Source organism: Syntrophothermus lipocalidus DSM 12680 (genome assembly GCF_000092405.1).
Classification (GTDB): domain Bacteria; phylum Bacillota; class Syntrophomonadia; order Syntrophomonadales; family Syntrophothermaceae; genus Syntrophothermus; species Syntrophothermus lipocalidus.
Genome location: NC_014220.1, coordinates 275,977 through 298,216, shown reverse-complemented (window position 1 = coordinate 298,216; position 22,240 = coordinate 275,977). Strand labels below are relative to the sequence as shown.

The following is a 22,240-nucleotide window of genomic DNA, read 5'->3' as shown; positions in this document are numbered from 1 at the left end:
CCAAAAAAGGCAGGCGAAAGTAAAGGGGGTCCCTCTGATTAGATCCGCAGGCGTCAATCTTCGAATGACGGTGAACTGGCTACAGGTGTTGCTTCTGTGCTTCTCCATTCGCATAGCTTTTGACTTAGTAATGGTGTTGCCTGTCAGTGCCGCCCCCAGTCCCAACCGGGACGTATGGTTGGTTCCGCTGCTCGTCATCCCGGTAGCCTGGCTAGTTGGGGCCATCGTCATCAAACTGGGCAGCATTTTTCCCGATAAGACTATTATTCAGTACAGTCGTACTCTTCTGGGACCCGTTTTCGGTTCGATACTCGCTCTTTTGTATGCCTGGTGGTTCATTTTTTTTGCGGCCCTGGGGGTGCGCATATCGAGCGATTTTTTTCTGAATTCGGTCATGATCTTTACACCCGTCAGCGTCTTGATGGGTTTAACCCTCTTGACCAGCGTCATCGCCGCCCGCCGGGGATTAACAACCATTGCCCTCGTCAACCAGGTTCTAGGACCGGTAATGCTAGGGTTGATCTGGATGCTCATTTTCCTGTCCTTGAACCGGCTGCGGCCGTCCAACCTCTCGCCGTTCATGGCCGGCGGTCTAGGCAACTTGTTGACCAATGCCGTAACCCCCATGGCCGTGTGTTCAGATATAGTTAACTTGGCGATGGTCATACCTTTTATGGATAACCCTGCCCATGCCTCCCGGGTAGTTAAGTGGGGAGTCCCCCTGGGTGCATTGCACCTTATGGCCATCGTTCTGGTAGTTATATCAAGCTTAGGGATTGACAACGCTGCTTTGGCTACCTACCCGGGGTTAAGTGTAGCCAGGCGCATCGCATTCGGCGAGTTTGTGCAAAGGGTGGAGCCGGCGTTACTGACTGTTTGGCTGGGGGGCGTTTTCGTGCAGGTTACTCTCAACCTGATGTGGGCTTCCCAGGCCATGGCCCAAGGCTTTAACCTGCGGTGCTATAAACCCCTGGTACTTCCTTTGTCGGTTTTGGTCGGCTTGGTGGCCCTGCTTTTAGGTGAAAACACGCTTGAGTACACTGCTCTGTTCGACCCCACCTTTTTCGGGCCGTACGGCTTTACTTTTTCCCTTGTCATACCCTCGCTGCTGTTGCTGGTGGCACGGATAAAGCGCCCCGCAATAAAGTCGCCGCCGGAAACACAAACCTGACCCTGGAGTGATGCTGTGAAAAAGAATTGGCTTCTTGTGCTCTTTATCCCGGTCATGATAATCACCGGCGGTTGCTGGGACCGGACTGAATTGAACCAAACTAATTTAGCCATCGCTGTAGGCTTAGATGATCTTCCCGGGGACCGCTTGCGTTTTACTGTACAGATTCCGGTCTCTCAGAAAACACCGGGCCAAACTCCACCATCACCTCCTTTTGTGGTGGTCTCTACTACAGGTGAAACCTTCACTACTGCGGGCCGAAACATCATGTTGAAGAACCCGCGCAGCATCCTCTGGCAGCACTGGTCGGCCAATGTTTGGGGTGAAAGCCTGGCCCGGCGCGGACTGGCCGGCCTGGTCGATGAGTTTGCGCGTAACCGCAACGTGAGAAAAACCGGAGATGTCTTCATCGCCCGCGACACGACCGCCGCCGAAGTTTTGTCGGTTCCTACAGAAGTAGAAAGGATACCCGGAGTAGCCTTGACTTCGATGATAAAAAGCGAGGATCTGTACGCGGGAATATACACGCGCTGTCTTTTGCGCGACTTTATCATCCGCTCCATCAAGCCTGGCATCGAGCCTGCGGTGCCCGGCATCAGCGTGGTCAAAGACCCCAGCGGCCGGTGTTTTCTCCAGATCTCCGGCACCGCGCTTTTTATGAAGGGGAAACTGGTTGGATGGATGAACGAGGAGGAATCGCGCGGGTACCGGTGGTTACAACCGAAAACGGTCTTGGGTGGTATAATGACAGTTCGGTGTCCATACTGCGGCAGCCCGGTCGTGCTCCAGTCTTTGCGCTCACAATGCCGCATCACCCCTGCACTCCAAGGACAAGAGATTATCATGCGGGTAAAGATAAAGCAAGAGGGCTTCTTTTACGAACAGACCTGTACTCACCCTCTGGTCACCCCTGCCATGCTTAAGACCCTGGAAAGAGAATCCGCCCAACTCATCCGCCAACAGGTTCTGGATTCGGTAAAGAAAGCCCAAGAACTGGGTTCCGACGTTTTCGGCTTTGGGCTAGCATTGAAACAGCATTATCCGCAAACATGGGACCGTGTTGGTAGCAGTTGGGAGGAAGTGTTCCCTGCAGTTAGGGTCGAAGTTGACGTGGAGTCCAAGATTCGCCGTACTCACCTAACTCGCCGTACCGCAGTAATCCGGTACTAGGCTAAAAGACGCAGATTGACGCAGATTTTTTAGTGCCTGAATCAAAAAAGGAGGAGCCTCTATGAAAGAAAAAATCTTAGCATCACAGGCTTTCTGGTTGATCTCAACCTCTGTTTTTACTACCTACGCTCTCTACCTACCATCCCGCATAGTTCAGCTATCGGGTCCGGACTTCTGGTTAGCAGAAATACTGGCCCTCGTCCTTTGCTTGCCCTTAATCTTGCTGGTGGTCTTAGCCGGTATGCGTTATCCCGAGCACAGTTTTGTCGAAATAGTAGAAGCAGCCTTGGGCAAACCCTTAGGGGTGTTCCTCAACCTGCTGTTTTTCTTCAGCTACCTTCTCCTGGCCGCCACAGTAGTCCGGGGTTTTGTCGATATTTTGATTGTCGCGATTCTACCTAGAACCCCGCCTGTGGTTTTCATCGCGACCACTCTGGCGGTTTCCGTCTATCTGGTTAACAACGGAATTAGGGTCCTCGGACGGTTGGCTGGGCTCGCCGGACCTATGGTGTTCGCCTTGATGGGGGTAACTGTCTTTCTGGCTCTGAGGGAAGCCGATTTTTCTAACCTGCTGCCGGTGCTGGCCCACGGCTGGAAACCCGTGCTGACCGCCATTCCACCCATCCTCACTTACCTGGCCGAATTCGGAACCATCGCTTTCGTCATGCATCACCTTAACCTCCCCTCATCCGCCTTCAAGATCAGTTTGGGGTGTCTTTTGTTTCTGGGTTTGACCAGTATCGGGCTCACCATAGCCGTCGTCTCCGTTCTTTCTGTCGAGTACAGCGCGGCTCTAACCGCGCCTTTTCTCAGTTTGGCCCGCGGCATCGTGCTCGGCAAGTTTCTCAACCGTATAGAAGCCCTGGTCTTAACCATCTGGATTCTTGGGGGGTTTGTCAAGCTGGCCTTCATCCACTATCTGTCAGCCTCCACCCTTGCTCAAACCCTCCGCTTAAAACGCCACCAGGTGGTTTCTTTGCCTTTAGCCCTGCTTACGGGGACACTTTCCCTCAAGCTTTTTCCCAGCATTTTCGACGTAATCGATTTTCTCTCATGCGTCCTTTGTTGGTATCATCCGCTCATATTCTTTGGTCTTCCCATACTGGTCTGGACAGCTTCGGTTATCCGGTGCCAAGGGGTTTCTTCCCGGGATTCCCTCAAGCAGGCTTGCACGGAGATCAAGCTCAGCCTTTTCCTGTTCGCAAGCACTGTCAAACAGGCTTACTACTCCGTGGTTACGCCTTCAACTCCTTACCAAAATTAATCGCGTCTCCCCTCCCTCGGGTTCTTACTAGCTGGTAAAATCGGAACTGTTTGTTGTATAATCAGACCACGAGACTCCCTTAGAAAGGAGAAAAAGCCTTGAAATACGTGGTGGTGCTGGGCGATGGCATGGCTGACTACCCTATACCCGAACTCGATTACAAAACCCCGCTGGCTCATGCCAGAACCCCAAACTTAGATTTCTTAGCTTCCAGGGGTAGAATGGGTATGGTCAAAACCGTACCTGACGGAATGCCGCCCGGCAGTGACGTAGCCAATCTTTCGGTAATGGGGTATGACCCGACCCGTTACTACACAGGACGCTCGCCCTTGGAGGCGATTGCCATGGGAGTCGAACTTAAGCCGGGCGATGTTGCCTTTCGCTGCAACTTGGTAACCCTTTCTGACGAGCCCGAGTTTACGCAGAAAAGAATGATTGACTACAGCTCAGACGAGATAACCAGCGCCGAGTCGGCCCAACTCATAGCCGCGGTTAAAGAGCGGTTTGACGACGAAGACATCCGTTTCTATCCGGGGGTAAGCTACCGCCACCTCATGGTATGGACAAATGGGCCTTTAGAAGTAGAACTGACTCCGCCCCACGATATTTCCGACCGGGTAATTGCTGAATACCTGCCTCGGGGAAAAGGTAGCGAGGTTCTGCTCGGTTTAATGCTGGAGAGCAACCGTTTTCTACCCTGTCACCCGGTCAACCAGTTCCGGGTTCACCGCGGGCTCCGGCCAGCCACCTCCCTCTGGTTCTGGGGACAGGGAGTTAAACCGGCATTACCCCTTTTTGCAGAAAAATACGGCCTTGTCGGCTCGGTCATCGCCGCCGTTGATCTTACCAAAGGCTTGGGACTGTGCGCCGGTCTTAGGGCGGTAAATGTCCCGGGAGCAACCGGAAACATAACTACAGATTTTCGAGGCAAGACTCGGGCTGCTCTAAAGGAACTGGACGACGGGCAGGATTTTGTCTACATCCACATCGAGGCCCCGGACGAGGCCGGGCATCGCGGAGAACTGGAGATTAAGATTAAGGCTATAGAGGAGATTGACGAAAAGGTAATAGGGGAATTGCTATCCGGACTGCCAAAGTTCGGGGAATATCGTCTTATGGTACTGCCGGACCACCCCACGCCTTTAAGCGTGCGCACCCATACCGCCGAAGAAGTACCCTTTGTGATATTCGACAGTCGGCAGCATTATCCCAATAAAGTCAGCACCTACGACGAAGCGTCGGCCCGAAGCACCGGCCTTCGCTTTGAAAAAGGACATGAACTGATGGACTATTTCATCAAGGGATAGAAAAAGGGGGCTTTCGCCCCCTATTTTCCTTTGGTGCGGCAGAAGGGACTCGAACCCCCACGGTGTTACCCGGTAGATCCTAAGTCTACTGCGTCTGCCAATTCCGCCACTGCCGCCTCTATGACTGTCACTTATTATATATGAGCCATTTCCGTTTTTCAAGGCCGCTGGTCCGTTAGTCCAAAAGCCGCGGCCCACTACCCTAATCAGTCATCACTGGGTATATAAAAGCGCCAAGCACACCACCATTCCTCTGGATGCTCGTCCGGAGGGCAGCCTATACACTCGGTCTTTATCCGGGAATCGATAGTGCTGGCAAATGTCCGGTACTCCACGACCCCTGCCGATTTACACGGGTAGTCTTCCAGCCCCTTGCTCTTACGAGCGCTCTGAACCCGGCAGTCGTTCATCTGGAATATTATGCTGTTAGGCGATTCGTCGATAATCGTCTGTACATTAATCCTGGAATACAGTCTGAACCTCAAAGCTTTTTTCAGGCCTTCCAATCCCGCCTGGTCCGGCAAACCCAAAAGCCTTTTGATTGACCAGGCCTCAAACGGTGAAAACCTGGTCCAGCAGGTGTCGTTGCAGCGCTTGGCGTCGAACATACCCACGGTTCTTTCCACCGCTTGAAACCAGACACCATCTACCGCCAACCAGTTGAGGGCAAGGTTATCAATAACTTCTATCAGTTTTTCCCTGGGCATTTCTAATAGCGGCTTGGGTATTCCTTTTTCCATTTCAAACCCAAATACTTTGGAGAATCTCCTCATCTGAACGTTGTATGCATCGGTCAGGGCTATTTGCAGAATGTCCAAAGCCTGCGGCATACCGAGCTGGTATTCGACCTCCCTGAACCAAAGGGTATGGTGTACCATAACCCGATGCACGAGATCAACCAAAAACCGTGCCAATTGTTCTTGGCTCATGTCCTCGGGCCTCTCGATTTCTGCTCTTTCTACGGCCCTCTCTTCCTGCAGGGCTACTCCCTCGCCCACACCAATCCCTCCCATATTAAGATTTCTTGCTCGTACCAATCGAGCAACCCTTCCGCTATTCGGAAATGCGAGTCACTTCAGTAACGAACGAACCCCACCTCCCTAATTCTCTCTTTCCCCTCCACTAAGAAAGCATTCCTCATCTTTAATCATAAAGGCGGCGCTGCTACCCGTCAATCGGCCAAGCATTAACGCAAGTTCCTTATATTCCTGTTTATTCAACCAACCCAGCAAGAGAATGGCCCGACGCCCAGCCCTTTACCAACTTCAGGCTGAGCACCGGGCTCCTGTTTCTTTAATCCAAAGTACTAGATAAGGGTCATACCCTCGCCATTAAGGCAGGAATATTCCTTCGGGGTCTACTTTGGTGTAAAGGAGCTCAATATCCAGGTAGGTAGGAGGGTGTGTCTCCCCGCTTACCCTGGAAATATTGAGGTCGAAATCTACGTTGTTCTTCACATCTTCCACCGAGAACCCGGGGTGAACCGTGTCTAGGTACATAATACCTTCTTCGTCAAAACGGAAGACCCCCATATCAGTGATAACCGTGTCTATGCCTCCGCGGAAGAACTTCCCGTATACCTCTTTCCTCGGCGCCCACTCACCGCTCGGCCATTTCTTTATGCGCCATCCAGGAGCAGTAATGTAATCGACGTGTTCTTTGAATCTTCTTTTCTCTTGGACCATGATATAGACTGATCTCCTGGCCAAAGAGTTGATGTCGGGGTTACCGCCACTCCCGGTGAAGCGCTTCTTGGGTTTGGCGTAATTACCGACGACAGTAGTATTCACATTGCCATATTTGTCTATCTCGGCTCCTCCCAAGAAGCCAAGGTCAACATAGCCGCAGTGGAGCTGCCCGAAGAATGCCTCTGTAAGTCCAGCTGCGATGGCTGCCTGGTAAGCGCAGCGGGCATCTCCGACTGAGGTCGGCAGGTCAATAGCCCGGCCGTCAACAGACCCTGCTTCATAGATGCAGACCGCGTTCGGGGCGTGCGAAAGTTGGGCCAGCATTATGGCCAGCATAGGCAGGCCAGTTCCGGCAAACACCACGTCACCGTCCCGTACCTCCCGGGCAGCAGATACTGCCAACAGGTCAATGGGTTTGTATTCACCCGGCTTGGCGTATTCGTTCTTGGCCGACATTTATCTCTTCCCCCTTTTCACCCGTGTTGAATAGCCCAGAGCTGCGTTGGCTCTCAATTTTTCCAACCGAGTAATTCCCAATTTCGCTAAGTACTCGTCGTGGTTCTTGACCCCGAATACCCACTCATCCGCCCACTTGTCAAAGCTTTCCTGGGACTTGGAAGCGGAATAGAACGCTCTTATGAAATCGGCGTCGACGTCATAGTACCCTTGAGAGCCCGTGGGATGCGCCGCCCAGGGAAGCTCGACCACGTAATCGACGGCATAACCGGTCGCGAGATTAAGCTTAGGTTCCTGACGCAGGTAACTGTCGGGTACTATCTCTTCTGCCAAAACGATTACCTTGTCCGCAGCCTTGATAGCCTCCGCATCGGTATAGGTCTGGGCATTGACGCGAACCGTTCCTTCGTCTCCTACCTGAGAAGCGTAGATGAGAGCCCAGTCGGGGTTAACCGCCGGCATCAGCAGTATTTCACCCATGTTGTAGAAGGGGTCATGAATAATGTCATACTTCTTCAGAGGAATCTTCGGATTGGAGCCGTCTCTCAGTCCGGCTCTACTCAGCATGTCGAATTCGGGGTTTAAAATGTCGGTGCCCATGCTGTGAGCAGTAGGCATGAAGGGAATTCCATATGCTCCGGCCAAAAGCCTGGCCACACACTGAGCGTGGCTGTAGTCCTCGGTAATGATTGACCCTTTCACCTGGCCAGCTGCTACCATCTCGCCCAACTTTCCATACAACTCGTGCCCGACCCAGCAGGATTCCCATATCTTCACGCATCCTGCCCCGGCCAGGACTTCAGTGTGGGTTCCACCGTTGACCTCGAAAAGATGCAGGTTTTTCTTGCCCTGGCGTGCCAGTTCGTAAACCAAAGCCATCGGCCGGCGCCAGATAGTGAACCCGCTGAAGGTCAACAGGTCGCCGTCCTTAATGAGACTGGCCGCCTCTTGCAGCGTAATTTTTTCCGGTTTACCCATTACTCTACCTCCTCCTCCTCAAATCTAAAAAACAAGTATGAAAATCCGTTACCCCTGTAAAGGGGTAACGGGATTTTCCACAACCACCACAACTAGAAACGACCGATAACGTGCCTGCCAATTATCATCCTTTGAATTTGGTTAGAGCCCTCGTAAATCTGGGTCACTTTCACGTCTCTCATCATGCGTTCGACCGGGAACTCTTTGCAGTAGCCGTACCCGCCCATCAACTGTACACAGTTGGTGCAAACTTCCATAGATGTGTCGGTAGCAAACTTCTTGGCCATAGAAGCTTCCTTGCTGTGGGGAAGCTTGTTGTCCTTCAGCCATGCTGCCCGGTATACCAGAAGCTGAGCCGCTTCCAGGGCAGTAGCCATATCGGCCACCATGAACTGCACACCCTGGTTTGCTGCTAAGGGACGGCCGAACTGCTTTCTTTCTTTTATATAATTAACTGTATATTCAAGAGCGCCCTCACCTATGCCAAGCCCCTGAGCCGCGATTGTTATACGCCCGCCGTCCAGCAATCCCATCGCCACTTCGAACCCATTATTGACCTCACCCAACACGTTTTCTTTTGGTACCTTGACATTGTCAAAGTAGAGCTCGCAGGTAGGAGACCCGTTCATGCCCATCTTCTCTACCGGCTTGCTGATGGAGAAGCCAGGAGTATCTTTCTCTATGATGAGGCATGTGATGCCTTTGCCAGGGGGCTGGGAGGGATCGGTCTTTACGAATGTGCAATACGTAGTAGCATACCCGCCGTTGGTAATGAATATCTTGCTGCCGTTCACTATGAAATGGTCCCCGGCATCCTCTGCCCTGCACCGAATAGAAGCCGCATCTGAACCGGCATTCGGCTCGGTGAGAGCGTACGCCCCTATAATTTCACCGGTGGCCAGCGCCCGGAGGTATTTTTGTTTTGCCTTCTCCGTGCCATAGAGATAAGTGCTCATGCAACCTAACCCGGTATGAACCGCCATTATGACGGCAGTAGATGCACAAGCCTTGGCTAGCTCCTCAATGAACATGGCAAAGTCGAGATAAGTGCCGCCTGCTCCGCCCCACTCTTCCGGAATCGGTATCCCGGTAAGTCCCAGATCAGCTAGCTTCTTGAACGTCTCCATGGGGAACCGGTGCTCGCGGTCGATCTCGGCCGCGATCGGTTCTACTTCGTTTTTGACAAACTTGCGGACCATATCCCTTAACATTAAAGACTCTTCACTCAATTGAAAATGCAATATCCTCACCCCTTGCATTCAACTTCTTTGACAATCCTCCACCTACTTGCTGTAGTCGTAGATACCCTTGCCGGTCTTTCTGCCCAACCAGCCGGCCTGGACATACTGCTTCAACAGCGGGGACGGACGGTACTTCGGATCTCCATACCCTTGGTACATTACATTGAGAATAGCCAGTACCGTATCGAGACCAATCAAGTCAGCCAGAGCCAGCGGTCCCATAGGATGGTTCATCCCCAGTTTCATGATGTTGTCGATATTCTCGGCCGGGGCCACCCCTTCATACAGCTCCCACAAAGCCTCGTTAATCATTACCTGAAGAACCCGGTTCGATACAAACCCGGGTACATCTTTACACCAAACAGGTACTTTACCCATCTTTATTGAGGCCTCTTCTACAACCTGGTAGACTTCATCGGTAGTAGCCAGGCCCCGGATGATTTCGACCAGTTTCATGACCGGCACCGGGTTCATGAAGTGCATTCCGATAACCTTCTCTGGACGCTTGGTGCAAGCTGCAATCTGAGTTATCGGCAGAGATGAGGTGTTAGTAGCAAGAATGGTGTGCTCAGGGCAAATCCTGTCCAATTCGCTGAATATATTCTTCTTAATGTCAAAATTTTCGACGACTGCTTCAATTACCAGGTCAGCATCTTTCGCGTCTTCGAGGCTTACCGATTTGCTGATACGCCCCAGGATGGCGTCCTTCTCTTCTGCGGTCCTCTTGCCTTTCTCCACATCCTTGGAAAGGTTCTTGGTAATTACTCCTAGCCCTTTTTCTACCAGTTCCATGGTAATGTCATACTGGACCACTTCATATCCTGCTTGCGCTGCAACCTGGGTGATGCCTCCACCCATCTGGCCAGCACCCACCACGAATATCTTTTTGACTTCCACCTTTATAACCCCCTCCATGCATTACCTTGAATCCCTTAAGGGCTTACTGTCTACTCGACCTTGATCATCATCGCATCGCCCTGAGCTGCACCGCTGCAGATCCCGCATACTCCGAGTCCGCCGCCGCGCCGCTTGAGCTCGTAGGCCAGGGTCATCAGTATACGGCCGCCAGAGGCTCCGATGGGATGTCCGAAGGCTATGGCGCTACCGTTGACGTTGACCTTCTCATCCAGCTCCTCGTCGGTCAGCCCGAGGATGGCTTTCCCACTGGTCAGAACTACTGCGGCAAAGGCTTCGTTGATCTCGATGAGGTCCATATCTTTGATCGACATGCCCTTCTCGTCTAACAACTTCTTAATCGACAGTCCGGGCACAGTAGCTATATACCTAGGCTCCTGCGAGACTTCAGCGTAACCCAATACGGTTGCCAGCGGCTTGATTCCCAGTTCCTCGGCTTTTTCTTTGGCCATCAGAACCAGCGCACTGGCCCCGTCATTGGTTCCCGGAGCGTTCCCTGCAGTTATGGTTCCCTGCGGGTCGAATACCGGAGGTAGTTTTGCGATGTCTTCATAGGTGCACCCAAATCGAGGCTGCTCGTCAGTGTCCACCACAACCGGCTTCTTTCCTGGTACCGTTACCGGTACGATCTCGTCCTTCAGCCTTCCCGCTTTAATAGCCGCTTCGGCCCGGTTCTGGCTGCGCACTGCCCAGCGGTCCTGAGGCTCGCGATCCAACCCGAACTCTCTTGCGACTTCCGACCCGTGAATAGCCATGTGCCGGTTGTAGAAAGCACACCACAAACCGTCCCATACCATCAAGTCGGTACAGTTCTTGTTCGGAACGCCCATCCGAGCCCCCCAGCGCATGTCGAACAGCCCGAACGGGATATTGGACATGCTCTCCATCCCACCACCGACAGCAATGTCTATATACCCGGCAGCGATCATCTTGTAGGCTAGCCCGCAGGTAATAATACCGGATGAACAGACTTTATTCACCGTGATGGAAGGTACCTCCACGGGGATTCCCGCCTTGATAGCTGCCTGCCGCCCTGGAACCTGCCCGCAACCGGCTTGTACTACCTGACCATAGTAAACGTAATCGACCTGTTCCGGCTTTATGCCTGCCCGGTTGACGGCCTCTTTAATGGCGATGGCTCCCAACTCTACCGCCTTGAACGACTTTAAGGCGCCGCCGAATCTACCAAAAGGTGTTCTTGCTGCTCCTACGATGACAACCTCTCTCACGTTCCATTCCTCCCTTTCAAGTGTTGTAAACAGCTGCAAACTTATCGACCTCCTTCACCATCCCCCTTTCTGGGCTAAAACCCAAGCAATTCTTTTGGTCGAGGACAAACCCTGCCCTTCATCAGCAAAAAAGCCCCGCCAACAAAAGTGACGGGGCTCAAAGGCTCTCTAAATTCACTCACAGTATCCACTTTTTGATCCATCCTGCGCGGCAAGTACCCCTATTTCAAGATAACCCTGCCTTTTAAAGGTCCCCCGAGGAGCTCAGCGGCTCTCAGCAAACTGAGGTCCGGAAGACCCCGGGGTAGGGAGGGTATCCCACAAACTACCACCAGGCTGTCCATTACACTTTAACGACTAGCGGTTTACTTCTTCTGATCACTGCTCGCCACGGTCACCACCGGCTCTTCTTTTAAATAATTCTTGTAACCGCAACGGGGGCATTTGATTTCCAGTTCCTGGCATTCCCTGTACTTTCCTAACAGTTTATTGCACTTCTGGCACCTGAATTCTTTCAATCTGTCTTCACCCCTTCACCGCCACTCAATATAGAAGAACAGATTAGCCCCGTCAGGTCTACCTGGCGGGGCTCAGGGGCTCTCTTCCAGCTATCTCAATTCTATTAAGTTCTTCGCCTTCATCATGCCTCACGTCTCAAAGAAAAATGCCTCCGCGCCGTGTCGCCGTACAAGTCACGGCGCGGGCAACTAGTGAGGGAAGTAATTCGGAAAACTTACGTGACGCGTGCTTCCGATAGGAGCTTCCCGGCAACCGCTTTATTAAAGTGCAAGTTGCGTGCCACCCAAGCTGGAAAAGAAAAAACGTCCATAAACCCCGGTCAAATCCGACAAAGTTCTGAAAACAAAAAATGTGAAAGAGCAAATCCCCTCTTTCACATTTATTGTATAATTGCAACAATATATGGCTAAAACCGTGTGCCCTGCTGTTGCATATTTGCCGGGCACGTTGCGATACCGCAACTAATTCAGTTTATTTATCAGCCCGTATTTGGCAGCCTTTCTCACTATAGTCGAAGCATCGACTCTTAGTTTGCTAGCTATTTGCCTGGTTGTACGGTATTCAGCATAGGCTTTTTCTAATATCTGCCTTTCCACGCTCTCCACCGCGTCTTTTAAGGGAAGAATGCCCGAAACCCTTACTTCCGCGGCCCCCGTTGTTCCTCCACCAAACTGTGGTGGGAGATCTTCCACCTTCACTATGTCACCGCTACACGTGACCAGCAACCTTTCTACCAGGTTCTCCAATTCCCTTACATTGCCGGGCCAATCATACTTCATTAAAACCTCGATAGCTTCCGGAGAAAAACGCTTGTTCATCTCGTATTTTTGATTTATCAATTTTACAAAATGCACAACTAACAACGGAATCTCCTCTTTTCGCTCTCTCAGCGGCGGTACGTAAAGCGGTATCACGTTTAAACGGTAGTAAAGGTCTTCACGGAACTGCTTGTTTTGAACCATTTCCTCGAGATTGCGGTTTGTCCCCGCGAGAATCCTGGCGTCAACTCGTGTGGGCCGGGTGCTACCAACCCGCGTTACCTCTTTACTCTGCAACACCCGCAATAGTTTTACCTGGAGGTTCAAGGGCAGTTCTCCAATCTCATCTAAAAAAAGCGTGCCCCCATCTGCCATTTCAAAGTAACCGGCTTTTCCTTCTCGCCTGGCTCCTGTAAAAGCTCCAGCCTCATAACCGAAAAGTTCTGATTCCAATAAATGCTCAGGAATAGCGCCGCAGTTTACTTTGATAAAAGGTCCTTCTCGCCTTCGGCTGTTGTTATGAATCGTCTCCGCTATCAACTCTTTCCCGGTCCCCGATTCTCCCGTGATTAACACGGTTGAGTCTACCTGTCCCACCCTTACCACCATTTCTATGAGCTTACGCATGGCAGCCGAACCGACAACCAATCTATCCGAACCCACGTACTGCAGCTTCAAAGTCTTCAGCTGGCTTTCATAGTGTTGGCTCAGACTGCGGGCCTGTTCCAGTTTCTGTTCAAGCCGGGTCAGTTCCGTCATATCCCTCACATTGTAGACAATCCTTGTGACCCGCCCGTCTTCATCGAACACCGGGCTGCCTGTCCACAGGATGGCCTTACCCTCGGGGGTTGTCTGCATCGAAGTACAAGGTTGGTCGGTACTGATCCCCAGGCTAGCAGCTTCTTGAGCAACTATGCCCTTTTTAACCAAAACTTCAATGTTCTGCCCCACCAAGGTTCCTGGTTCAAACCCGGTAATTCTTTCCAAAGCTTGGTTGGCCCGCAGAATGTAGCCGTTTCGATCAGTGATGAACAGACCGTCAAACGAAGACTCGATAATAGCATTGAGTACTTCATTGAGATCCTTGACAAACTGTAGCTCCTGGGACACGGCCTCCAGTTCTGATACGTCCTGAAGCACGGCTACGGCGCCAATAAGGGTCTCGCCTTTCCAGATAGGCGTACGGTTAGAAATAAAACAACGGCTATTGAGCCATATTTTTTGAGCGGTTTGGGTTTTACCCTCTTTCAAGACCTCCAGTAACCCCGTGTTAGGTATGATTTCAGCTACGTGCCTACCCAGCGCCTCCTCGGCCGTAACCTGCAAAGCCTTCTCTGCCGCTTGGTTGATAAGCTTGATGATTCCCTTTTCATTAACAGCAATAATCACGTTATGAGTAGCGTTTATTACCGCTTTCAATTCGGTACTCATCCGGTAGTAAGAATCAAAAAAAGCCTCTAGGAAATCGGAATTAGTCACAATCCCTACAATTTCGTCTTCTCGTACTACTGGAATTCGTTTCACTGTAGTGCGGAAATACTGAGAAAGCTCGTCCCTCGGATGGCCAACCAAGACCCGTCTTGTCATCACCTCACTCACCGGAATAGACATGTCCTGCTCCTGGCTTACCAGCCTCAAGATATGGCTCTTGGTCAGCAACCCGATAACCCGGCGGCGTTCATCGACTACCGGCGCCCCATCTATTCCATGTTCGACAAAGACTTTGGCCGCCTCGGAAACAGGCATTTCGGGATGTAAGAGAACCGGGTTGGGAGTCATGATGTCCTCAAGCCTCAACTTAACCACCTCACCTTCCCCTCAGAACCTCTATCCCTTCAATCTGTCCGGTTCAGCATGAATGGTGCCTCGAGCCAGTGAAGCGAATATTCCCCCCACACAAGTAACCGCAAACAGCCCAAGTATCAACCTCATACTTAGCAAGAAAGGCCCGATCTCGGCGGCGTCTATTTTTACTTTCCCCATCACCGCACCGATGATGAGAGCCACCACTGTCATGCTGAAGCTTTGTCCTACCAACCTCATAGTACTCAGGGTCGACGAAGCTATGCCATACTGATGCGCTGGGACTGAGCTCATAACCGCGTTGTTGTTAGGGGAGGCAAAAAGCCCGAATCCTAATCCCATTACCACTAAAGTAATAGCGACATATATAAGAGAGGTGTCGCGGTTCACAAACTGGTACATGATAAGCCCTACCATAGTTAGAGCCATACCCCAAGTCGCCACTATCTGGGGTTCAACTTTATCTGACATCCGGCCCGAGTATGGTGAAACTAAAGCCATGATAACAGGCTGTGAAAGCATGACCATCCCCGCCGCTTGAGCGCTTAGCCCTTTCACCATTTGCAGGTAAATCGATAACAAGAACGTTACCCCAGAGGTTGCCATGTAATTGATAAAAGCTGCCAGGTTGGAGAAGGCAAAGGAACGGTTTCGCAGTAACACTCTCAATTCGATCAAAGGCGATTCCGAGTTCAGCTCGCGGTAAACGAAAAGAGCCAGAAGCACTACCCCCAGCCCTAACAGCCATTTACCCATCGCCGCGGTCGCAATTATGGAAAGGCCGTACATCAATGCCACCAGCCCGGAAGTGTAAAAGGCAGCCCCAGCCAAGTCAAATCCGGTCATCTTTCCGGGAGCTACGTCCGTCTTGATCCTGGTTGCAGCCAGCAAGGCCACCAAAGTTAAGAAGGTGATAAAGAAAAAGATATAACGCCAACCCAAATAATGTGTGATAAATCCTCCCAAGACAGGTCCTACCGATACTCCTACGTACACTACTGCTGAGTTAATGCCCAAAAACTTGCCTCTCATTCCTGGGGGGGTAACGGCTGTGAGTATCGCCATCCCTGTGCTGAAAATCAAAGCTCCTCCCATCCCTTGCAACACCCGCATCGCCAGCAACAACGAAGACGTCCGGGCTAGCCCGCCCACTAAACCGGTCAACCCAAAAATAGCAATACCAGCCATAAAAATGGGTTTGCGCCCTTTTATATCTGCCATGCTTCCGACCGGTAATAACAAAGCTGCCGAAGCTAACATGAAACTGGTAGATATCCAAGTCAAAGCAACTATGTTCGCCCCAATATCTTTACCTATTGCTGGAATAGCGATGTTTATGGCACTACCCGTAAAAGGGGTCAAAAAAGAAGTTATGCAGACAGCTATTAATGTGAATCGTTGCTCTTCAGTTAGCAACAAGCATCCCTCCATGTCTTGCCATAATCATTACGCCACAGTCTACCTTCAATTTAACCATCGTGCCCCACACCTGTCCAGCAAAGTTTCCCCAGGGTCGATGTTGCAAAGAGGTCCGGGGACAAGTATCCTCTAAAGTAGCTTAACTCGTTGGAAAGGAGGAATTCGATGCCGGAATGCATTATATGCCGGCGCAAGGTGCTTATGGTCGACCAAAAAGGCCTCTGCGGCGAGTGCCGGGCCGCCGCTACTTTGGAAGTGGCAACCCGATTAGACACCATTTACCTTCATTACCGTACTGTACAAGGCTCCGACGATTTCGAGGAGTGTCTCAAAAGCTGTGACCTCATAATCAAGGAAGCCGAAGCTCTTCTTCCCTATGAAAAACTGGAAATAGAAGTAGCTCCCCCTCTCCCCTCTGAAATCATTGACATGATGAGGGAAATCAAGGATGACATCATCATGGAAGAAGCCGAGCGCCTGTTACAATCCCTGGATGCAAACACTGCTGCGGACAGTGGCAGGCTACCCATTCCCCCGCGATCATGCGGTGAAGCGGCATTAAAGCTGCGAGAACTCAAAAGCATGATGTCTGCCCCATCGCGCCTGGCAGACATTGAACGAGAGTTCGAAGAGAAGTATCGAACATCTATCATGGACTGATTAGAATCACAGCAATTCCTGTTCCGGGAAATAAAGCCCGATCTGTTCCAACAGCCAGTCATGGATCAGCCCGTTGGTAGCTATTATGTGCCCGGTTTCCATGAACCTTTCTTTGCCCTTCCAGTCAGTGACTCTACCGCCCGCTTCCCTGACAATTACGGTTCCTGCCGCGATATCCCACGGGCAGAGATTCAGTTCCAAGAAACCGTCGAAACGGCCGCAAGCAGTCCAGCACAGGTCTAAGGCCGCGGATCCAGGCCTTCTCAAACCGTGAATACTAGGTATTATATGGGCAAAAAGCTGGAAATAGCTTTGCAAAAACCGGAAACTCCTGAAAGGGAACCCGGTGGTTAAGAGGCAATCGCCGGGCAAGTCATTCCTTGTAACCTGTATCCGCTCTCCATTTAAATATGCGCCCTTCCCTTTTTCAGCCACAAAAACTTCCCGGAAGTTGGGGTCATGAACCACGCCGCCCCAAAGGACTCCGTCTATCTCGTAGGCGATGCTTATACAATAGACGGGTACCCCGTGAATAAAGTTGGTCGTTCCGTCAAGCGGGTCTATATACCAGCAAACACCTGAGTGCTCATTTCCTTTCAACGTACCCCTCTCTTCGGCCAGAATAGCATCTTCGGCAAACATCCCTTTAATGGTCTGAACGATAGCCTCTTCCGCTCTTTCGTCCACATCGGTTACGAAATCGTTGATGCCCTTGGTTCGGATCAAATCCGGATTGATGTTTCCTCTGGCTTCGGTAATCACCTCAGCCGCTGCCTCGGCCGCCTTCAAAGCCACCAGAGTCCTATCCGAAAAATCGACGTTCATTCGTTACACTCCTCATTACTAAAATGAATCCACAGACAAACACAGATTAATGCAGATTTTCACTGATTTTTTAGAGGAATCACCAGTCACATGGTAACGAGCCATTGTAAGGTACCTCCTCAGTCTTGGTTATTTTGCTCAATACCATTTTAACCGAGAGACTTGCCTCGGCTCAGTATTTTCACACAACTGCCCCGAAAATAAGCCACAGATGCACACAGATTTTGCCAGATGTCCACAGATGATTTATGTAATTTGTACCTTTGATTTGATTGCCGCGTCATTAGGAAGCCTCCGCGAATTTCCGTTGTCTAGTGGTGACACCTGATAGGTGTCGTGAGGGTCTGCCCCGAAAATAGAGTCGAAGGGGGAGTGTTAGCCGGGCGAGCGACGTATGACGAGCCGTTGCAACACACGGCGAAACTGAGGGCTGCGAAGCGGAGCGAGAAACAGGAGGTTTCGTCCGGCACTCAGGACCCATCTGCATTAGGAACACCTTCCTTTAACTGGCTAATTTGCATGACGCGTTTGCCCTGAGTGCCGGATCGCACCGAAGTGAGCCGATGTGTTGCAGGCGAGGAGTCTTGGAGCGAGCTGGCTAACACTCCTCCACAGCCGCATTTTCATTCTCTAGTGGTGACACCGAATAGGAGTCGTGAGGGTCTGTGGCCGGGTTTCCCCCAGCAAAAAAGCCGGGATTCCGGCCCTTTATCTGCTTTATTCAGATTGCTCCTACGCATATATGTTAACCAGCTTCCCTGGCTCTTTATTCCCCTCAGATTTGGCTGGCCCGGCAACGGTCACGGTCTTGCCTCCAGCTACGTAGACCCGCCCGCATTCGGGGCAAGTTGCCATATAGAGCTGCACGTACTGGTAGATCACCTCTTTACCCTCTCTGGCCGCCTGGGCTCGTTCCCGCTGCACGTGCTCGTTCTCGTGGGCGGCCACCGTCACCCCGGCCACAGCTGGCGAAAGAGCGGTGGGCGCTTTCATCGAAACCCCAGGGTCGCTCGATTGATCCTGATACCTCCGGTTCTGGCAGGTCTTACATGGTATGATCCCCAATCGTTTAAGCTGCTTCTCAGTAACCCGGTCAACGGTAGGTTCGGGACTGCCCCGATTGTCTTTTCTAACCTCCTCGGGCAACCGGGTACCGCCCGCGTCCGTGGATCCTCCAGCTTCGAGGCGAGAATGAACAGGATTTGCACCTTGACTATCTTTAGCCTGTAGCCTCGTCATCAGGTTCCTCTGATTATGGTAAAAATCCCCCGAACCCGAATTTATTCTCATCGGAAACACGTACCTCTTCCCCGTGCCCAGCATCTACTTTGAATTCATTTTACCCCAATTACCTCGTGGTAAAAAGATTTCCATGATAAAAAAGCGGGCTTTCGCCCGCTTCCCTGGATTCAGGCAAGAACCGCTCAGAAAGTCAAAGCCTTGGGAGCACGAGTCAGTATTTCCATAGCAGCATACATGTTGGTGACCTCACCCACCTTGAGTTTATCTTTCAGCTGGTAGTAGTCCAGACACGTGCCACACGAAAGAATTTGAACTCCTTTGGCGGCCAGGGCTTGCAAGTGCTCCAGCACGGGCGAACCTTCGGTAGTCATAAATACCCCGCTGTTCATGAATATCAGATGGGAGATGCTGGGCTCAAGCTCGGTCAGGGCGTAGAGAAAGCTCTTCATTAACACCTCGCCCAGCTCGTCTGCGCCGACTCCGAAACGGTTACTCTTGACCAGGATTGCTACCTGCCGCTCTTCCTCTCCTAGGGCGGTTTCCGACTGCTTGGCTTTAGTCATGTGAATATAGTACGTCCCTTCTCTATCCTCCACTTCCACCGCATACCCCTGGCTCTGGGCAAGTTTGCTCACATTTTCCAAAGCTGCTGTGTTGTCCACCAGTGTCGTGATACGTTCCGCTTCTCCCCTGTCCATAACCTTCTTGGTCAAAATGACCGGCTGGGGACAGGTTAACCCCCTGGCATCAACGATGTTTTCACCCTTCATCTCCTTGCCACACCCCCTAGTAATCCATTAGTATCGTTCTCTGGCAATCTCGTACACTGCCTTGATCACAGTTTCTACGTCATCAACACTCGTAAAATACCCGAGGCTCATCCTAACCGCCCCCTTCTTCAGCGTTCCAACCGTCCCGTGAGCAAGAGGAGCGCAGTGGAGCCCGGATCTGGTCACTATTCCGTACTTCTGATCCAGGATTAGGCTGACTTCCCCGCAGTCGACGTTCTCGATGTTGAAAGGGACGACCGCCGTCCGGCTGGCGGCGTGCTCCGGTCCGTAAAGCTCAACTCCAGGTATCTCTTTCAATCCCGATATCAGCATCTCGGTCAATTTCTGTTCGTGTTCGCGGATACGCTCGAGGCCTTGGGACATCACGAAGTTGACTCCGGCCAAGAGGCCGGCTGTGCCTGGGGTATTTGGGGTCCCGCTTTCCAAAAGGTCCGGCATCATTTCCGGTTGTTCGAGAAACTCCGATTTTGACCCCGTCCCCCCTTCCTTCAAAGGAGTGATCAAAAGCCCGGGACGAACGTAAATCCCGCCAGTTCCCTGCGGTCCTAAAAGAGCCTTATGCCCGGTAAAACAAAGAATGTCGATGTTCTGCGCTTCAACGTCGATAGACAAGACCCCTGCCGTCTGAGCCGAATCGACCAAAAAGATAATCCCGTTATTTTTAGCAATCCTTCCGAGTTCATCGATGGGCATTATTGTCCCTGTCAAATTAGAAGCGTGGAGAACACAGATCATCCGGGTGTTTGGTTGTATGGCCTTCTTTACCTCCTCAGGATCCAGCGACCCGTCCGGATGGCAGGGAACCGCGGTCCATTCAACCCCCTTTTTCCGGAGTACGTGCAGGGGACGGGCTACTGCATTGTGCTCCATACTGGTAGTGATCACGTGGTCTCCCGGTTCCAGTATACCCTTGAGGCCTACGTTTAAGGCCTCGGTCACATTCAAAGTGAAGGCGATATGGGAGCTTTCCTTCACATTGAACAACTTGGCCAAGGCCTCCCTTGCCTCCATGAGCACCGACCCCGCGGCTAGGGTCTTGCTGCTGGCTCCCCGTCCCGGGTTGCCACCCTGATAGCGGTTGAAACGATCCACCGCCTCATAAACCGACTCGGGTTTAGGATACGAAGTGGCCGCGTTATCGAGATAAATCACCCTCATCTCGTCCTGTCCTTTCCCTCCTCTTGCCCTGCAGCCACCAGGCCACATACAGCACTAACGCCTTGTACCCTTAGGAACTCCTGTATTTCCATTGTTTCCTCTTGGCTACAGGGACAATTCCTTCTACTTTAACTTGTACCGTTTCCGCTACCGCCTTCACCTCGTCTACCGCCTCGGCAGGGACTACCAGAGATATCCCACAGCAACAACTGACTGCCCTCGGGGTAGGCGCTATAGTACAGCTGATCCCGTGTACCTGCAGTTTACGGTAAAGCCGCAGCCCTTCGTGATGGTTAGGAAAGAGCACGTACCAGTCAACCTCTTCCATAACATCCCCCTACTTCCTGAGCCTTTCCAAAAAAGCCTCCACCCTGGTCCGGAGCTGCTCGAAGTCCTGCTCGCTGTAATCGGTCTCTATATGCAGGTAAGGAATTCCTTGGGCGTCTAACGCCTGCTTCACCAAGTAGCTCTCAGTGGAATATAGCCCACAGAATTGGAGATTGTAGTCTATGATCCCGTCGACCCGGTATTCTTGGGCTAACCTCAAAATATCCTGGATCCGGTTAGAGTTGGGCGTAAAACAGGCGCAGTTTGTCTTCATATACCTTTCAGCCAGAGCTATAATCTGCCCGTCCAAGTCCCTGGGCTCCTCTTCGACCAAATGCTCAAAATACCTGGTGCCGGTGCAGGATTCTTCCACCACCACCGGAGCCCCGGCCGACTCGACCAGATGGTGCAGCTTCCAGTTGGGGATAGCCATAGGCGTACCGGTTATCATAATCCTGGGGGCTCCCGCTGGGAAAACCCCTTCACCCCGTTTCACGCGCTGTTCGAGTTCCTCACAGAGATTGTTGGTCATTTCTGTGAACCTGCTTGGATCATCGTAAAACGCGATCTCGGTAGCCAGCAGAGCGTCTTTACCGCTGATGGGCACCGGGTCGGCTTTCCTGGTTTCGTACAAGCGCTTCAAAGCCCTGCGTTTGTTGTTGAGCATAACAATGCTCTGGTGAAGCGCTTCAGGCGTAACCCGGTTACCGGTAAACTCCTCTACCACCTTTATAAAACCCTTGATTTCGTCGGCCCAGCGGCCGATGTCTTGGGGCCTTTTCATCTGTGGAACATCCATTACGTGGAACGGAACCTCGCCCGCCAGTATTTCCCACGCTTTCTTTTTGCCATCGCAGGTCGTTTCACCCACGTACATGTCTGCTATCCGGAAAAACGGACAGGTACGGTCAAGCCTGGCACCTACGGAGGCCTTGATTAGCGGGCAGGTGTTCACGGGGAGCACGCTTTCCCCTGCCGGTACCCAGAACTGCGAACCTCCGCACAAACCGGTAGCGATTCCCCCGGCCGCAAAAACCACCTCATCAGGTACGTAAACGCAAAAAGTGCCGAAGACTTTTCCTCCCCGGGCCTGGTGTTCCAGGAGCTCAGTCGGGCGCACCCCGTGGATCTCGGCTACCACGAAGTTGAAGTAATTCATCCCTTCCGGTCGTTTCTCCTGGGAAAGGTAAATCCCTCCAAAGGCATCGGGCAGGGCTTCGCACAACAAATCGTGCTTATCGACATTCATCCCCAGGTCTTCCCACATCTTGCGGTAATCAGCCATTTTAGTTCATCCTCCTTACCCCGTTAGTATAATA

At 51.9% G+C, this 22,240-nt stretch carries 20 protein-coding genes and 1 tRNA gene; 5 read left to right on the top strand and 16 right to left on the bottom strand.

What is annotated here, in order from left to right; translation table 11 throughout:
• Positions 1-64: 64 nt before the first annotated feature.
• The 4 genes from SLIP_RS01420 (at position 65) to SLIP_RS01405 (ending at position 4,912) form a co-directional block, all read left to right on the top strand.
• The gene (locus tag SLIP_RS01420; protein ID WP_013174481.1) at positions 65-1,171 is read left to right on the top strand and encodes a GerAB/ArcD/ProY family transporter; all 1,107 of its coding nucleotides are present in this window, start codon (positions 65-67) and stop codon (positions 1,169-1,171) included.
• A gap of 15 nt (positions 1,172-1,186) precedes the next feature.
• On the top strand, positions 1,187-2,341 hold the full coding sequence (locus SLIP_RS01415) for a Ger(x)C family spore germination protein (RefSeq protein WP_013174480.1): 1,155 nt from the start codon (positions 1,187-1,189) through the stop codon (positions 2,339-2,341).
• Positions 2,342-2,402: 61 nt separating this feature from the next.
• Positions 2,403-3,605: a GerAB/ArcD/ProY family transporter gene (locus SLIP_RS01410; protein ID WP_013174479.1), complete on the top strand. Its 1,203-nt coding sequence runs from the start codon at positions 2,403-2,405 to the stop codon at positions 3,603-3,605.
• A gap of 98 nt (positions 3,606-3,703) precedes the next feature.
• A complete protein-coding gene (locus tag SLIP_RS01405; RefSeq protein ID WP_013174478.1) occupies positions 3,704-4,912 on the top strand; it encodes a cofactor-independent phosphoglycerate mutase in 1,209 nt (402 codons plus the stop codon).
• 31 nt (positions 4,913-4,943) lie between these two features.
• Here the strand turns inward: SLIP_RS01405 and SLIP_RS01400 are convergent.
• The 10 genes from SLIP_RS01400 to SLIP_RS01360 all read right to left on the bottom strand — a co-directional run bounded on the left by SLIP_RS01400 (position 4,944) and on the right by SLIP_RS01360 (position 15,915).
• Positions 4,944-5,028 (bottom strand) — tRNA-Leu (locus SLIP_RS01400).
• Positions 5,029-5,118: 90 nt separating this feature from the next.
• Positions 5,119-5,910 carry a DUF6125 family protein gene (locus SLIP_RS01395; protein ID WP_013174477.1) on the bottom strand — a complete coding sequence of 264 codons (792 nt, stop codon included), beginning with the start codon at positions 5,908-5,910 and terminating at the stop codon, positions 5,119-5,121.
• 333 nt (positions 5,911-6,243) lie between these two features.
• Positions 6,244-7,056 (bottom strand): CoA-transferase subunit beta, encoded by an 813-nt coding sequence (locus tag SLIP_RS01390; protein WP_013174476.1) that lies wholly within the window; start codon positions 7,054-7,056, stop codon positions 6,244-6,246.
• Positions 7,057-8,034, bottom strand: a complete 978-nt coding sequence (locus SLIP_RS01385) for a CoA transferase subunit A (protein WP_013174475.1) — start codon at positions 8,032-8,034, stop codon at positions 7,057-7,059.
• A 92-nt stretch (positions 8,035-8,126) separates the two neighbouring features.
• The gene (locus SLIP_RS01380) at positions 8,127-9,275 is read right to left on the bottom strand and encodes an acyl-CoA dehydrogenase (protein ID WP_041433222.1); all 1,149 of its coding nucleotides are present in this window, start codon (positions 9,273-9,275) and stop codon (positions 8,127-8,129) included.
• Positions 9,276-9,317: 42 nt separating this feature from the next.
• Positions 9,318-10,190 (bottom strand): 3-hydroxybutyryl-CoA dehydrogenase, encoded by an 873-nt coding sequence (locus SLIP_RS01375; RefSeq protein ID WP_013174473.1) that lies wholly within the window; start codon positions 10,188-10,190, stop codon positions 9,318-9,320.
• Positions 10,191-10,222: 32 nt separating this feature from the next.
• On the bottom strand, positions 10,223-11,458 hold the full coding sequence (locus SLIP_RS01370; protein ID WP_013174472.1) for an acetyl-CoA C-acetyltransferase: 1,236 nt from the start codon (positions 11,456-11,458) through the stop codon (positions 10,223-10,225).
• Between the two features lie 326 nt (positions 11,459-11,784).
• Positions 11,785-11,937: a Com family DNA-binding transcriptional regulator gene (locus tag SLIP_RS12280; protein WP_083761930.1), complete on the bottom strand. Its 153-nt coding sequence runs from the start codon at positions 11,935-11,937 to the stop codon at positions 11,785-11,787.
• A 462-nt stretch (positions 11,938-12,399) separates the two neighbouring features.
• The gene (locus SLIP_RS01365) at positions 12,400-14,493 is read right to left on the bottom strand and encodes a sigma 54-interacting transcriptional regulator (protein ID WP_013174471.1); all 2,094 of its coding nucleotides are present in this window, start codon (positions 14,491-14,493) and stop codon (positions 12,400-12,402) included.
• A gap of 30 nt (positions 14,494-14,523) precedes the next feature.
• Positions 14,524-15,915 (bottom strand): MFS transporter, encoded by a 1,392-nt coding sequence (locus tag SLIP_RS01360; RefSeq protein ID WP_242649115.1) that lies wholly within the window; start codon positions 15,913-15,915, stop codon positions 14,524-14,526.
• A 168-nt stretch (positions 15,916-16,083) separates the two neighbouring features.
• Between SLIP_RS01360 and SLIP_RS01355 the strand changes: the two genes are divergently transcribed.
• Positions 16,084-16,578 (top strand): hypothetical protein, encoded by a 495-nt coding sequence (locus SLIP_RS01355; RefSeq protein WP_013174469.1) that lies wholly within the window; start codon positions 16,084-16,086, stop codon positions 16,576-16,578.
• 6 nt (positions 16,579-16,584) lie between these two features.
• Here the strand turns inward: SLIP_RS01355 and SLIP_RS01350 are convergent, their stop codons facing one another.
• From SLIP_RS01350 to SLIP_RS01325, 6 genes are all read right to left on the bottom strand, one after another.
• The gene (locus SLIP_RS01350) at positions 16,585-17,403 is read right to left on the bottom strand and encodes an inositol monophosphatase family protein (protein WP_013174468.1); all 819 of its coding nucleotides are present in this window, start codon (positions 17,401-17,403) and stop codon (positions 16,585-16,587) included.
• A gap of 732 nt (positions 17,404-18,135) precedes the next feature.
• Entirely contained in the window at positions 18,136-18,693 is a 558-nt protein-coding gene (locus SLIP_RS11905; RefSeq protein ID WP_049764993.1) for a hypothetical protein, read from the bottom strand.
• 134 nt (positions 18,694-18,827) lie between these two features.
• The gene (gene yedF / locus SLIP_RS01340; protein ID WP_013174466.1) at positions 18,828-19,415 is read right to left on the bottom strand and encodes a sulfurtransferase-like selenium metabolism protein YedF; all 588 of its coding nucleotides are present in this window, start codon (positions 19,413-19,415) and stop codon (positions 18,828-18,830) included.
• Between the two features lie 27 nt (positions 19,416-19,442).
• Positions 19,443-20,594, bottom strand: coding sequence for an aminotransferase class V-fold PLP-dependent enzyme (locus SLIP_RS01335; RefSeq protein WP_013174465.1), 1,152 nt, complete (start codon positions 20,592-20,594; stop codon positions 19,443-19,445).
• A 70-nt stretch (positions 20,595-20,664) separates the two neighbouring features.
• Positions 20,665-20,922, bottom strand: coding sequence for a putative Se/S carrier protein (locus tag SLIP_RS01330; protein ID WP_013174463.1), 258 nt, complete (start codon positions 20,920-20,922; stop codon positions 20,665-20,667).
• A 9-nt stretch (positions 20,923-20,931) separates the two neighbouring features.
• Entirely contained in the window at positions 20,932-22,206 is a 1,275-nt protein-coding gene (locus SLIP_RS01325; RefSeq protein WP_013174462.1) for a double-cubane-cluster-containing anaerobic reductase, read from the bottom strand.
• Positions 22,207-22,240: the final 34 nt, after the last annotated feature.

Coding starts and splice junctions, on each gene's coding strand:
- SLIP_RS01390 (WP_013174476.1), bottom strand. CDS start 7,056: ATGTCGGCCAAGAACGAATACGCCAAGCCGGGTGAATACAAACCCATT.
- SLIP_RS01325 (WP_013174462.1), bottom strand. CDS start 22,206: ATGGCTGATTACCGCAAGATGTGGGAAGACCTGGGGATGAATGTCGAT.
- SLIP_RS01375 (WP_013174473.1), bottom strand. CDS start 10,190: ATGGAGGGGGTTATAAAGGTGGAAGTCAAAAAGATATTCGTGGTGGGT.
- SLIP_RS01385 (WP_013174475.1), bottom strand. CDS start 8,034: ATGGGTAAACCGGAAAAAATTACGCTGCAAGAGGCGGCCAGTCTCATT.
- SLIP_RS01410 (WP_013174479.1), top strand. CDS start 2,403: ATGAAAGAAAAAATCTTAGCATCACAGGCTTTCTGGTTGATCTCAACC.
- SLIP_RS11905 (WP_049764993.1), bottom strand. CDS start 18,693: ATGAGAATAAATTCGGGTTCGGGGGATTTTTACCATAATCAGAGGAAC.
- yedF (WP_013174466.1), bottom strand. CDS start 19,415: ATGAAGGGTGAAAACATCGTTGATGCCAGGGGGTTAACCTGTCCCCAG.
- SLIP_RS01350 (WP_013174468.1), bottom strand. CDS start 17,403: ATGAACGTCGATTTTTCGGATAGGACTCTGGTGGCTTTGAAGGCGGCC.
- SLIP_RS01335 (WP_013174465.1), bottom strand. CDS start 20,594: ATGAGGGTGATTTATCTCGATAACGCGGCCACTTCGTATCCTAAACCC.
- SLIP_RS01420 (WP_013174481.1), top strand. CDS start 65: ATGACGGTGAACTGGCTACAGGTGTTGCTTCTGTGCTTCTCCATTCGC.
- SLIP_RS01355 (WP_013174469.1), top strand. CDS start 16,084: ATGCCGGAATGCATTATATGCCGGCGCAAGGTGCTTATGGTCGACCAA.
- SLIP_RS01330 (WP_013174463.1), bottom strand. CDS start 20,922: ATGGAAGAGGTTGACTGGTACGTGCTCTTTCCTAACCATCACGAAGGG.